At 52.5% G+C, this 13,081-nt stretch carries 15 protein-coding genes; 2 read left to right on the top strand and 13 right to left on the bottom strand.

The features are described from left to right. Positions 1-18: 18 nt before the first annotated feature. The 3 genes from J6J34_RS05965 to J6J34_RS05955 are packed head-to-tail and all read right to left on the bottom strand — an operon-like array spanning position 19 to position 2,667. Positions 19-1,050 (bottom strand): patatin-like phospholipase family protein, encoded by a 1,032-nt coding sequence (locus J6J34_RS05965; protein ID WP_301834259.1) that lies wholly within the window; start codon positions 1,048-1,050, stop codon positions 19-21. 20 nt (positions 1,051-1,070) lie between these two features. Then, a complete protein-coding gene (recA, locus tag J6J34_RS05960; protein ID WP_301720208.1) occupies positions 1,071-2,126 on the bottom strand; it encodes a recombinase RecA in 1,056 nt (351 codons plus the stop codon). A gap of 58 nt (positions 2,127-2,184) precedes the next feature. Beyond that, on the bottom strand, positions 2,185-2,667 hold the full coding sequence (locus J6J34_RS05955; RefSeq protein WP_301720207.1) for a CinA family protein: 483 nt from the start codon (positions 2,665-2,667) through the stop codon (positions 2,185-2,187). Between the two features lie 50 nt (positions 2,668-2,717). Here J6J34_RS05955 and mutS point away from each other — a divergent pair, with 50 nt between their 5' ends. Beyond that, positions 2,718-5,297: a DNA mismatch repair protein MutS gene (gene mutS / locus J6J34_RS05950; RefSeq protein WP_301720206.1), complete on the top strand. Its 2,580-nt coding sequence runs from the start codon at positions 2,718-2,720 to the stop codon at positions 5,295-5,297. Positions 5,298-5,310: 13 nt separating this feature from the next. On the opposite strand, the gene rpoS is transcribed toward mutS, so the two are convergent. From rpoS to ftsB, 9 genes are read right to left on the bottom strand one after another with little or no spacing between them, the layout of a single operon-like run. Continuing rightward, entirely contained in the window at positions 5,311-6,288 is a 978-nt protein-coding gene (rpoS, locus tag J6J34_RS05945; RefSeq protein ID WP_301773896.1) for an RNA polymerase sigma factor RpoS, read from the bottom strand. Then, positions 6,285-7,148 carry a peptidoglycan DD-metalloendopeptidase family protein gene (locus J6J34_RS05940; RefSeq protein WP_301720203.1) on the bottom strand — a complete coding sequence of 288 codons (864 nt, stop codon included), beginning with the start codon at positions 7,146-7,148 and terminating at the stop codon, positions 6,285-6,287. Before J6J34_RS05940 ends, rpoS begins: the two co-directional genes overlap by 4 nt. Beyond that, positions 7,129-7,710: a YqaA family protein gene (locus J6J34_RS05935; protein WP_301720202.1), complete on the bottom strand. Its 582-nt coding sequence runs from the start codon at positions 7,708-7,710 to the stop codon at positions 7,129-7,131. Before J6J34_RS05935 ends, J6J34_RS05940 begins: the two co-directional genes overlap by 20 nt. Then, positions 7,707-8,342, bottom strand: a complete 636-nt coding sequence (locus J6J34_RS05930; protein ID WP_301720201.1) for a protein-L-isoaspartate(D-aspartate) O-methyltransferase — start codon at positions 8,340-8,342, stop codon at positions 7,707-7,709. Before J6J34_RS05930 ends, J6J34_RS05935 begins: the two co-directional genes overlap by 4 nt. Before the next feature lie 13 nt (positions 8,343-8,355). Further along, a complete protein-coding gene (surE, locus tag J6J34_RS05925) occupies positions 8,356-9,105 on the bottom strand; it encodes a 5'/3'-nucleotidase SurE (protein WP_301720200.1) in 750 nt (249 codons plus the stop codon). A gap of 25 nt (positions 9,106-9,130) precedes the next feature. Next, positions 9,131-10,180 carry a tRNA pseudouridine(13) synthase TruD gene (gene truD / locus J6J34_RS05920; protein WP_301773893.1) on the bottom strand — a complete coding sequence of 350 codons (1,050 nt, stop codon included), beginning with the start codon at positions 10,178-10,180 and terminating at the stop codon, positions 9,131-9,133. Continuing rightward, the gene (gene ispF, locus J6J34_RS05915; protein WP_301720198.1) at positions 10,170-10,655 is read right to left on the bottom strand and encodes a 2-C-methyl-D-erythritol 2,4-cyclodiphosphate synthase; all 486 of its coding nucleotides are present in this window, start codon (positions 10,653-10,655) and stop codon (positions 10,170-10,172) included. Before ispF ends, truD begins: the two co-directional genes overlap by 11 nt. A 14-nt stretch (positions 10,656-10,669) precedes the next feature. Further along, complete coding sequence (gene ispD / locus J6J34_RS05910) at positions 10,670-11,365, bottom strand: 2-C-methyl-D-erythritol 4-phosphate cytidylyltransferase (RefSeq protein WP_301720197.1); 696 nt, start codon at positions 11,363-11,365, stop codon at positions 10,670-10,672. Beyond that, entirely contained in the window at positions 11,352-11,648 is a 297-nt protein-coding gene (gene ftsB / locus J6J34_RS05905) for a cell division protein FtsB (RefSeq protein ID WP_301720196.1), read from the bottom strand. The genes ispD and ftsB overlap by 14 nt, the downstream gene beginning before the upstream one ends. A 72-nt stretch (positions 11,649-11,720) precedes the next feature. On the opposite strand from ftsB, the gene J6J34_RS05900 reads away from it, so the two are divergent. Continuing rightward, positions 11,721-12,437, top strand: a complete 717-nt coding sequence (locus J6J34_RS05900) for a sulfite exporter TauE/SafE family protein (protein ID WP_301773892.1) — start codon at positions 11,721-11,723, stop codon at positions 12,435-12,437. 8 nt (positions 12,438-12,445) lie between these two features. Here J6J34_RS05900 and J6J34_RS05895 read toward each other — a convergent pair whose 3' ends face one another. Continuing rightward, positions 12,446-13,072 (bottom strand): hypothetical protein, encoded by a 627-nt coding sequence (locus tag J6J34_RS05895; protein WP_301720194.1) that lies wholly within the window; start codon positions 13,070-13,072, stop codon positions 12,446-12,448. Positions 13,073-13,081 lie beyond the last annotated feature (9 nt).

The following is a 13,081-nucleotide window of genomic DNA, read 5'->3' as shown; positions in this document are numbered from 1 at the left end:
ATTGGTGAAACACAACTATTAGCCGCGGCGCTCTGCGTAAAGCTCCAATTCGCTCAGGATGTAATCTTTCATCCGCATGGTGGTCTCATAACCTAAATCGATAGCTTCGTTGCCGCGTTCAAACTCTAACAGGCCAATATGCCCAAGCTTCGGCTGAATCAGGATATCCGGTGGATCACCAGCAATCCGACCTTTGGTAATACGTTCCTGCATAATATCGATAGCGCCTGCCATAACACCAAACATGCCCGGAGCTTTATGTGCGGGCCCACTAAATTTATCGACCACGGTGTCCCAATATTGACCACTGGCAGTTAGGAAGTTTTTGAAAAAGCCCTCATCGCCTTCTGCTTCTTCCTGTTTCACCAGCTCGGAGACCTCGTCCTGCTCACCTGATTCGACCGCTGTGGTGCGTACCTTAGGCATTGCATGGATGTCTGCCTGAGGTTCTGGTGCAGGAGGACTATGTTTACCGCGCGCTTCGATGGCGGCATTGTTTAACTGTGAATTCAAGTGGACGGCAATCACAAAGTCCGCGCCCAAAGCCCGGCAAAGCGAAACCGGGACGGGATTCACCAAACCACCATCGACCAGCCAGCGGCCATTATGTGCGGCCGGGGCAAGCAAACCTGGCATCGAACAAGATGCCCGTGCGGCATGGTAGATGTCACCTTTACGTAACCAGACTTCACGACCTGTGTACAGGTCGGTAGCGACCGCGCCATAGACCACATCGAGGTCTTCGATTTCAACGCTTCCGAAGCGTTCCCGGGCGTGACTAAAGACTTTTTCACCTTGAATAATGCCGCCATGGCTAAAGCCAAAATCAAGCAGATTAAACACCTGCCAACGGCCCATATCACGCACCCATTCCTCAAGCTCGTTCAGTCTGCCAGAAGCAAAACCGGCCCCCACAAGGGAGCCGATTGATGTTCCTGCAACCATGTTCACTTCGATCCCCATATCGTTGAGCGCCTTTATAACGCCAATATGAGACCAGCCACGTGCTGCACCAGAGCCAAGTGCGAGAGCAACTTTCACATAACTCATCGCTTAACTGTCCTTATTCATCAAATCAAATCATCATCCGCCACTTCAGCATCAGGTTTCGCTGCAGCTTTTTTCTCAGCTTTCACAGGTTTTGCTAATAATTGTTCACGGATACGTTTTTCAATATCGGCTGCGATTTTCGGATTCTCAATCAGAAACTTCATCGCGTTGGCCTTACCTTGACCTATCTTATCACCATTATAGCTATACCATGCACCGGCTTTATCGACAATCTTCTGCTTGACGCCCAAGTCAATCAGCTCGCCTTCTTTTGAAATACCAGCCCCGTACATGATCTGGAATTCAGCCTGTTTAAACGGCGGCGCAACTTTATTTTTGACAACTTTGACGCGAGTTTCGTTACCTACGACTTCATCGCCCTCTTTCACAGCACCGGTACGGCGGATATCCAGGCGTACTGACGAATAGAATTTTAAGGCGTTACCACCTGTTGTGGTTTCCGGGTTACCGAACATCACACCAATTTTCATCCGGATCTGGTTAATGAAGATACACAGGCTGTTCGACTTTTTGATATTAGCCGTGAGTTTACGTAATGCCTGAGACATCAAGCGGGCTTGCAGACCCACATGGCTGTCGCCCATTTCGCCTTCGATTTCGGCTTTCGGAGTCAGCGCAGCGACCGAGTCGACAATAACCACATCAACTGCCGCTGAACGCACTAGCATGTCACAGATTTCAAGCGCCTGCTCACCGGTGTCTGGCTGAGAAACCAGGAGTTCATCTACATTTACACCCAGCTTTGCAGCATAAACCGGATCCAGCGCATGCTCAGCATCAACAAAGGCACAGGTTTTGCCCGCTTTTTGCGCTTCTGCAATCACCTGCAGCGTTAACGTGGTTTTACCACTTGATTCAGGACCATAGATTTCAACGACCCGGCCAAACGGTAAGCCACCTATTCCAAGCGCGATATCTAAGCTCAATGACCCTGTTGAGACCGAGTCAATATCCAATGCATGGTTGTCCCCCAGGCGCATAATGGAGCCTTTACCAAATTGACGTTCGATCTGGCTCAATGCTGCGTCGAGTGCTTTCTGTTTGTCGTTGGTCATGATAATGTCCGTTCTATTGAATGCGATAAAATTGAGTATACTGTATTTTTATACAGTATCAAGAGATTTTTTCAAAACACCTTAAGGCCTCGGCAATAGTGCCATTGCGGACCGCCTCGCGGTCACCGTCAAAGGTTATCGCCCAACTGCGTGTTCCCGTTGGCCAGGCTAAACCAAACCAGACCAGCCCCACCGGCTTAGCAACACTGCCACCACCAGGTCCGGCTAATCCGGTGACAGCAATGGCAAGTTCAGTCCCAGCGGCTTGCCGGGCTCCCTGCGCCATGGCTTCTGCCGTTTCCGCCGAGACTGCACCAAACTCGTTCAAAGTCGCCTCAGGTACGCCTAGCAAATCCTGCTTTAGCCGGTTGCTGTAAGTGATAAAACCGCCCTCGAACCAGGCTGAGCTGCCTGGCACTGAAGTTAAAGCATAACCGATTCCACCGCCGGTGCAGGATTCAGCGGTGGTGATTTGCCAGTTTTTTGTTGTTAACCAACGACCGATTTCTTGTGCCAGATCATAATGAGATTGTGTTACCATTTTGCTTCCAGGCTCCCATAAAAACTTACTCTAAACGGATAATAACAGGCATGCCGAAAGCGACAACCGCCAGCGCAGATTTTTCCGCTCATACGCCCATGATGCAACAATACTTACGCATCAAAGGGGAACATGCAGACACCCTTTTATTCTATCGTATGGGCGACTTTTACGAACTCTTCTTTGACGATGCGCGTAAAGCTGCTGAATTACTGGACATTTCACTTACCCAACGTGGCGCCAGTAACGGTAAACCTATTCCTATGGCCGGTGTGCCTTACCATGCCGCGGAAAATTATCTTGCCCGGCTCTTACAGCTCGGTGAATCAGTGGCTATCTGTGAACAAGTCGGCGACCCAGCCACCAGTAAGGGTCCGGTTGAGCGTAAGGTTATCCGCGTACTGACTCCGGGCACAGTCACCGATGAAGCATTATTAAGCGAAGCCACCGAGAATCTGTTGGTGGCGGTGACCTATGATAAAACCTTTGGCGTGGCCTGTCTTGATTTAGCCAGCGGTCGTTTTAGCGTTTTAGAATGTGACAACGAAGCGCAGCTGCAAGCTGAGCTGCAACGCCTGCAGCCTGCTGAATTACTGCATCCTGATACCATGAGCTGGCAAGGGAAATGGTACCAGCGTGGTTCGATCCGCCCACGCCCTGACTGGGAGTTTGCCAGCGACAGTGGCAGTGCACTGCTGTGTCGGCAGTTTCAGGTGCAACACCTCGATGGTTTTGGTATCGCGCAACTCACCAGGGCCGTAGGCGCGGCTGGAGCTATTCTGAATTACGTTAAGTTGACGCAACGCTCGGCCTTGCCCCACATTCAGAGTATTCGCGCAGAACAAGGTGATGATGCCATCCAGATGGACGCTGCAAGTCAACGCAATCTGGAGCTGGTAAGCTCCCTCAGTGGCACTGCGACCTCACTTTTTTCAACTTTAAATACCACCGCTACCGCCATGGGCGGCCGCCTGCTAAGGCGTTGGCTACAACGTCCGTTACGCGACCATGAGCTGTTGCAACAGCGCTACGATGCTGTTGCTGAGTTGCAAGCGCTCGAACTCGATGAGCTGCGTAAACTCCTGAGAAGCATAGGTGATCTGGAACGGATCCTGTCCCGCATCGGTCTGCGCAGTGCACGTCCGCGCGATTTAACCCGATTACGCAGTGCCTTACAAAGTCTGCCGGAACTTCGACGCCATTTACAGGATGCTCGAGCCCTGCAGCCGTGGAGCCAGAACCTGCAGGACTTTCCCGAGTTGCTCGAGATGCTCGAGCAGGCCTTAGTGGAAGCGCCACCCATGCTGATTCGTGATGGCGGCGTTATCGCCGACGGTTTTGATGAAGAACTTGATGAACAGCGCCAGTTAGCGGCCGGCGCTACCGACTTCCTGCATCAGATCGAAACGCGTGAGCGCCAACGCACTGGAATTGCGACCCTTAAAGTTGGCTACAACAAAGTTCATGGTTACTACCTGGAAGCAAGTCGCGCCAGTTCGGCGCATATCCCAGCAGAGTACCAACGCCGCCAGACCCTGAAAAATGCTGAGCGTTATATTATCCCGGAACTAAAAACCTACGAAGACAAGGTACTACAGGCGCAATCCCGCGCGTTAGTGCGCGAAAAATGGCTATACGAAGCGCTTCTGCACGAGGTCGCCGAGAGCTTAACGCCGCTGCAGCAGACGGCTCAGGCTTTGGCGGAGCTTGATGTATTGCGCAGCTTTGCCGCACAAGCACTGACGCAGAACTACTGTCGACCTCAGTTACAGGACAGCAGCGGCATTGAACTGCAGAACGCCCGTCACCCGGTCATTGAGCAACAACTCGACGAGCCCTTTATTGCTAATGATTTGAGCATGGACAGTCAACAACGGATGTTACTTGTGACCGGCCCGAACATGGGCGGTAAATCGACCTACATGCGACAGGCCGCGCTACTGGTGATTATGGCGCACTGCGGCAGTTTTGTTCCGGCGCAAGCCGCCCGCTTCGGCCCCATCGATCGTATTTTTACCCGTATCGGTGCATCCGACGATCTGGCTTCCGGGCGTTCAACCTTTATGGTGGAGATGACCGAGGCTGCCACCATTTTGCACAATGCGACGGCACATAGTTTAGTGTTAATGGATGAAATTGGCCGCGGCACCTCAACCTACGATGGTCTGGCACTCGCCTGGGCCTGTGCTGAAGCTTTGCTGGAACAGAACCAGTCCCTGACCCTCTTCGCCACCCACTACTTTGAACTTACCGAGAGTATTGGTGAGCGTGAGGGTTGCGTCAATGTGCACGTTGAAGCGAGTGAGCACAACGACAGTATCGTGTTTGAACATCGGGTGAGCGCCGGTGCGGCCAATCGCAGCTTCGGGGTTCAGGTGGCCCAGCTAGCCGGTTTGCCACGGCCAGTTTTGCAACGGGCAAAACAAGTTCTGGTGGAGTTAGAGCAGCAGCCGCAACGGGCGGCACTATCAGTTGACGCTGCTCCGCCAAGCGCACCAGCGTCAAACTTAGAGCAGGCAAGCCAAGACGCTATCGAAGCGCTGCAAGCACTGGATCTGAATGCTATGACGCCACTGCAAGCGCTACAATGGCTTGCGCAATGGCAACAACGCGTCAAAGCTGACGACTAATCCCACGCAGGGATTAGCTGTCAGCCTGAAATAATGAGTCCAGACTCAGTCCTTGCTGGCGCAGCATATCGCGTAACCGCCGCAGTGCTTCAACCTGGATCTGACGAACCCGTTCACGCGTTAAACCGATCTCGCGTCCAACATCTTCCAATGTGGCAGGTTCATAACCCATTAAACCAAAGCGACGCGCCAGCACTTCGCGCTGCTTTACGTTTAAACTGGCCAGCCATTCAACAATGTGTTCTTTCAGGTCATCGTCCTGCATGACACCTTCAGGACCGTGATCGTTTTCGTCGGTCAACAAATCCACCAGCGATTTGTCATTGTCACCGCCTAAGGGCGTATCGACAGATGCGATCCGTTCATTGAGACGTAACATGCGACTGACGTCGGCAACCGACACATCCAAATGCTCGGAAATGTCTTCTGCGGTTGGCTCATGGTCCAGTTTGTGGGCAAGCTCACGTGAGGCACGCAGATAGCTGTTGAGCTCTTTCACCACGTGAATGGGCAGACGAATGGTGCGGGTTTGATTCATGATCGCGCGTTCGATGGTTTGCCGAATCCACCAGGTTGCGTAGGTAGAGAAACGGAAACCGCGTTCGGGATCAAACTTTTCTACGGCGCGGATAAGGCCCAAATTCCCCTCTTCGACCAGGTCAAGTAATGGCAAACCGCGATTCGTGTATCGCCGGGCGATTTTAACGACCAGGCGCAAATTGCTCTCAATCATCCGGCTCCGCGCGGCTTCGTCACCTTTAAGAGCAAGCCTTGAAAAATGGACTTCTTCTTCCGCTGAGAGTAACGGCGAATAACCTATCTCACTAAGATACAGCTGGGTAGCATCCATCTTTTTCTGATACTTCGCTCGGTTAGCGATGATTTCGTCAAAATCGGAATCATCTTTATTGGCATCCGCATCAGCTGGACTTTCCATTTCTGACACAACGTCTTGCTCATCAATGTCATCCGTGTCGTTTTGTCGACTCATTGTGACCCCCGTGGTAAATAATGCCGTGGATTAACAGACTTACCTCTGAATCGGATTTCAAAATGTAACTTCACCCGATCCGCGTCTGTATTCCCCATTTCGGCAATCTTATCGCCTGCGCTGACCCACTGCTGCTCTTTGATGAGCAATCTATCGTTATGGGCGTACGCAGTTATATAATCATCGTTATGTTTCAGAATAATTAAATTACCATACCCTTTCAACGCATTACCAGAATAAACAACTTTTCCTGCGGCGGCGGCATAAACCGGTGTTCCTTTGGTGCCACCAAAATCTAAGCCCTTGTTGCCCGCTGCTGCGGTCGAGAAGTCACGAATCACCTGGTTTGTCGTTGGCCATTGCCACGCTAACGCATTGCTTTCAGGGAAGCGTTCAACAGGACGCTTCGGCACTTGTGGTTGGACTACAGGCGCTGGTTTCTCGGCAACTTCAGGCTCCACTCTGGTAACTTTTTGTTTACGTTTCTTTTCAACATACTCTTTGTTTTCAACAGAAGCAACATCTTGTCTAGGTTTTGGCGAGGTTGCCGAAGATACCGATTGCACTGACTTTGTTCGCAGTCGTAACTCCTGCCCCGGGAAGATTGTATAGGGCTCATCAAGGTTATTGTAGCTGGCGAGTGTCCGCACATCGAGATTGGCACGAAAGGCTATGGAATAGAGGGTATCCCCCGGGGCGACGTGGTACACATCGCCAACCAGTGAATTAGCCTCAAAGTCGTGAATACTGGGACCCTGATACACACGGGTCACGGGCGCAGGTGCCTGCCGCTGAGCGCAGGCGGTAAGCGCCAGCGCTAACAAGCAGAGTAAAGTTGTCCTAAAAACGTGTCCATACATAGGCAATTACCGCAAGGATAACCAAGGTCCACCCTATTCGGTCGACATAAGTTCGAAGTTTTACGGCCATTTTCGGGCCGCCTGTTCGTAATAACCATGCTACCAAGTAAAAACGCAGTCCGCGACTGATTAACGACCCTAGCACAAAAGGCACAAAGAAGACCTGCAGCATCCCGCCCGTGACGGTAAATAATTTGTAAGGTAATGGCGAAAACCCAGCAATAAAAATAATCCAGAAGCCATAGTCCTGGAACCAACCCGTCACTGTGGCTAATTTATCCTGATACCCCGCCCATTCTATTAGCGGTAATACGAAGGGTTCAAAGGCAAAATAACCCAGCCAGTAACCCGTGATACCGCCAAGTACTGAAGCAATGGTAGTAATAAATGCAAACCACCAGGCACGCTTAGGCTGGGTCATTGCCATAGGGGCTAACATCACATCAGGCGGGATCGGGAAAATAACCGACTCAGTGAAGCTGATAATGCCTAAAATCGCTGGCGCGCGACGGTGCTGTGACCATTGCAGTACGCGGTCATACAAGCTGCTGAATAACTTCATGCCAGACTCCCCGGAACCAGAGGCACAAATTTCACGTCACCGAGTTGTTTGTGTTCGTAATCGTCACCGAAGCGGCGAATCACCACCAGACGTTGTTTAACCGAGCCGACCGGAATAATCATCACGCCACCGTCGGCCAGTTGTTCCATCAGCGCATGAGGAATATCACTGGCTGCGGCAGTTACGATAATGCCATCAAACGGCGCCTTCGATTGCCAGCCCTGCCAACCGTCGCCATGGCGCATACTGATATTGTGCAGGTCCAGTTTTTTCAACCGCCGCTTAGCCTGATACTGCAACTCAGCAATGCGCTCAACGGAATACACACGATCCACCAGTTGCGCCAGAATAGCTGTTTGATAGCCACTGCCGGTACCGATCTCGAGCACTGAATGGCAGTGATGCTGCATTAGCAACTGGGTCATCGAAGCCACCATCAGCGGCTGCGAAATGGTCTGTCCTTTACCGATCGGCAAGGCAGTATTCTCATACGCCTTATGGGCAAGTGATTCCGGCATGAACTGATGTCTGGGCGTGGTGGCAATCACCTCTAGTACCTGCTCATTGGTAATACCCTGACTGCGAAGCTGAGCGACCAGGCGCCTGGCCATTCCCTGAAAATTTTGAATCATGGCTTTAGTGTTCTTATTTTTCGTTTAACCAACTTGCTAACGTATCCTGATGACTGCGAGCGGTCATATCCAGACTAATCGGGGTAATGGACACATAACCCTCGCGAATTGCGTAGAAATCCGTGTCCTCAGCATCGTCCTGATGCCCGCCAATAGGACCGTACCAGTAGATTTTGCGACCAAAGGGATCAGCGGATTCCACCATGGTATCAGCGCGGTGGCGACGCCCCAGGCGTGTAACTTTAATACCTTTTAAGTCTTCATAAGGCATTGCCGGTACGTTAATGTTCAAAATGGTATCCAGGCGCAGTGGATTTTCTGCCATTTTGTTGACCACATCGGCGACGACCCGTGCAGCGACGTCGTAGTAATCTTCACTACGTGAGCCCATGGAAACAGCAATCGCCGGGAAGCCCATGTAACGCCCTTCCATTGCCGCGGCAACGGTACCTGAATAGAGCACATCATCACCCATATTAGGCCCATCATTAATGCCCGACACGACTAAGTCGACATCATCCGCCAACGGCGAGTTGGTGCCCAGGTGAACACAGTCTGTGGGGGTGCCGTTGAGCGAGTAAAAGCCGTTACTCAGACGCTGCACGCGCAGTGGATTGTGCAGCGTCAGTGAGTTACTTGCCCCACTGCAATTGCGATCAGGAGCAATCACACGTACCTGTGCAATCTCATTTAATGCTTTATGCAGTGCCACAATCCCCGGTGCGTGCACGCCGTCGTCATTACTCACTAATAACTTCATCATAATGGTAAACCTTTTCGTTCTTGTTTTAGGTTGTCGCGTCAGTGTTCAGCAACTCACGCAAAAGACTCGTGGCAAAGCTGCCGGTCGGTAAGGTAAAACGCAGCTCGGCATTACGCTCATCCAGCTCCTCCATGCTCGCTGCCGCAGGCTTGAGAAGAATAGCACGGCGCGCCAAATCAACGCGTTGCGCTTTGAGGCCAGCCACTAACTCAGCATCTTCCTGCAGTAATGCAAACTCAAAATCTGTTAAATGCGAGCTGCGTGGCTCGGGCCAGCTTCCCGCCAACGGAGCGGAAAGGAGAATATCTCCTGTGCGCCAGCGCGTCAGCAATTCCTCGTCCAAAGCGTCAATCTGGAAGAACGAACGACTGCCACTCAGTATCATGAAGTCGCCCTGCTCCGGTTTCATTCGGTCCGCCGCAATGCGCGCACTAACGATGTTATTAAACAGGTAACTGCGTGCCGTTGATAGCAGCATGCCCTGTTGTTGACGGCTCCATTTGCGCACTTGCTTACGGCTAAGCTCACCGGTCAACCAGGCACGGGCTTTAGCGAGGTTTTGTCCGTCATGACCAAAGCGCTGTTCGCCAAAGTAATTGGGAACGCCAAGCTCAACCACTTGCTGCCAACGTTCGCGCAGCTGCGCCATATCGCTGACATCGCGGACCCGCAACACAAAGGTATTGCCCGAATGATAACCTTGTTTGAGCTTTTTCGTTTGCCGCACGGCACGTTCAACACGAAACTCAGGATGCTCCAGTTGTGACCAATCCAGTAACTCCTGCCCCGGCAACTGCACTGAAAACCACTGCCAGGTTTCCGCATGGCGATCCTTGAGTCCAGAATAACTGACCTGACGCTCAGAAACTCCGGCGAAATCCGCCAACTGGCGCGCAACAAAATTGGTATTCGCACCGTTTTTGTAGACCCAGAGCCACTGATGCTCGCCGGGTTCATCGGCGCCGACCTCCAACTGTTCGATCACTTGAAAGTCTTCATGGGATTGCCGGTACTTCCCGGTCGTCTGGGGTTGGCCATGCCAGTAAGCTAACTCCGTAAGTGCATTACTGGTCATGAGTTGTCTCTTTCATCAGTACCACGGCGTGACAGGCAATGCCCTCTTTGCGGCCGACAAACCCCAGCTTTTCCGTGGTTGTCGCTTTCACATTGATACAGTTCTGCGCCACACTGAACAGCTTCGCAATGCGCTCTTGCATCGCCGGGATATGCTCAGCAAGCCGCGGAGCCTGGGCCACAACGGTGACATCCAGGTTGCCGAGGCGGTAGCCCATCAGGTTCGCTTTTTCGACCACCTGGCTCAGCAATCCAGCACTGTCAGCACCGGCAAAGGCTTCGTCGGTATCTGGAAAATGGTGGCCGATATCACCCAGCGCAAGGGCGCCAAGTACGGCATCCGTTACCGCGTGCAAAACCACGTCGCCGTCTGAGTGAGCCAGTACTCCTTGCTCGTAAGGCACGTGAATGCCACCCAGGATCAGGGGCTTGTCACTGCCAAATTTATGCACGTCATAGCCGTGGCCAATCCGCATAACTACTCCTTTTACTACGAATCATCGAATAACAGCAATCGCGCGATAGCGTCATCGCCCGGTTGCGTGATTTTAATATTACTGCGTCGGCCAGGCACCAGTTGCGGTTGCAGCCCTAACGCTTCCAGAACCGAAGCTTCGTCGGTCAGCTGCGGGTGATCGGTACCCAGCTGTTGCCAGCCGCGCTGGAGATCAGCGGCGCGAAACACTTGTGGAGTCTGTGCCTGCCACAAGTGTTCCCGAGCCACGCTTCCTTCACTGCGGCGAGTCTTGGAACTGCGCTTCAGGGTATCGGCCACCGGCAGTGCCAGCAACGCGCCCACCTCATCGGCGAGAGCGGTAGTCACCACCTGCTCCAGTTCAGCGGCAGTCAGACAGGGTCGTGCTGCGTCATGCACCGCGACCCAGGTAAAACCGTCCGCTACCGCCCTTTCCACTCCCGCGGCAACGGAAGCAGCGCGAGTCGCACCACCCTCAACGGCTACGATGGGGCATGCACTAGCAAAGTGCTGTTGCTGAAAATAGGGATCGTCAGGACTGATAGCGATGTAGATAGCGCGGATCCGTGGATCCTGGCTTATCGCCCGCACCGTCCACTCGAGAACGCTGCGTCCACCGAGTTTTAAGTACTGCTTGGGCAGCTCAGATTGCATCCGCTGGCCGATACCGGCTGCAGGGATCACTGCAGCAACCTGCTCACTCTTCGTCATAGGTCTTTGGCTTCACCGGAATTAAGCGGAAAAATGTTTCATCTTGTTTGATGAGTCCAAGTTCATTACGCGCACGTTCTTCAAGCGCCACCTCACCTTCACGCAAATCCTCAATGTCCGCGATCAGCACTTGATTACGCTGCCGCAGCTTCTGATTGGTTTGCTCTTGTCGTGCTACGTCTTCTTGCAGGTGCCAATACTCAGGCAGGCTGTTTTTACCGAACCAGAGTCGGTATTGCAGCACCACCAGTAGCACGAACAAGAAAAGTTTTAGCAGGCGCATCGTTTCACTCGCATGGTATGATGTCCTAAGTATACCTTTCTTTTGTTATGAACCAAGTAATTCAAGGCTAACATGGAATACTACCTTATCGCATTGATCATGTTTGCGGGGGCATCTTTACAGGGAATTACCGGATTTGGCTCAGGTCTGGTGGCTGTTCCCCTGCTGAGCTTGCTTATTCCCTTACCGCAACTTACCCCTTTACTGTCCATTATCAATGTCTTGATGGCGCTCTATTTATGCTGGCTTTTACGGCATTACTTCAGCCTCAAGCGCTGGCGTTGGCTGCTGCTCGCAGGTGTTGGCGGTACCTTAGTCGGTAATGCTGCACTGGCGTATCTGCCGGTCACTATCTTGCAACAGGGTATGGCTATTTTTGTCATCGCCGCCGGTTTGCTGTTCTGGTTTGGAGTGCAGTTCCAGGCCCGGGCGACCGCGCTGCAACAAAGTTACACCGGGTTGCTCGCTGGCTTTGCCAATGGAGCGCTGACCTTGGGCGGCCCACCCGTGGTCCTGTTTTTAACTGCTACGCGGCTGAATCGCAGCCAGTTCCGTGCAACCTTAGCCCTCTTTTTTCTGGTACTGGGCCTGACCAATGTGATCTCGTTCACCCTGCAGGGGCGCTACACGGTGACCGGTACAGCGCCAGTATTCGCCCTCGTAGTTGGAGCCATCAGCGGAGCCTATCTTGGTCACCGCGTCAGTCATTTGTTACCTGAGCAGCTGTTTCGCAAGCTTACGCTGGGGGTTGTCATTGGGGCAGGTGTGATGGTGCTTCTGACTAGCTAGCGGGGCATTTAAGACCAGTCGATGGCCGTCGCCAGCAGCAGCTCACGTAAGGATAAGGTGCGTGGATCTGTACGGCCCTTATGGGACCACTGATGGCCGCTTACTGCCGCTTTAAGCAGGTTTTTTTCCGGTTTTGCCAGGAACAAATGGTCGCCATCTGCTGCCGTGCTTTCGCCGGTAAACAAAAACCAGCCAAACTCATTACAGTGCACTCGGCCCGTGTCGCGATCGATACGATCAATTGAGTCAAGCCGGACTTGCTGCAGACGTGGATCAAGATTCAGAACAGGGACTGTAGTACCAAGCTGTACCTTGCCGGTCGTGAGCCATTTTTCCAACTTCGCGGAACGATTTGCGGTCGCCTTTAATTGGCGTTTCTGTGGCGTTTGCCAACTGGCATTTTGCACGTCCAGTTCACAGGGACATTGACTGCTCAACATGGCCCGTGCGGCATTCTGGATGTAGTAGCTGAGACTCTTAAGACGACGCTGTAAGCCTCTTGCTGATTGTACCTGCAGCCCTGCAAGAAATATAAGTTCGCGTTCGTAAAGTGCAGTGCAAAGTTCAGGGAAAGCAGCCGGGTCATAGCCCGGCTGCCGCTCAACAACTTCGAAGATATCGCGTTGTTCGCTCACCTAAACCTC

Source organism: Pseudidiomarina terrestris, from assembly GCF_030466405.1.
GTDB classification, from domain to species: domain Bacteria; phylum Pseudomonadota; class Gammaproteobacteria; order Enterobacterales; family Alteromonadaceae; genus Pseudidiomarina; species Pseudidiomarina terrestris.
The sequence above is the reverse complement of the archived record's forward strand: the minus strand, read 5'-3'. Positions and strand labels throughout refer to the sequence as shown.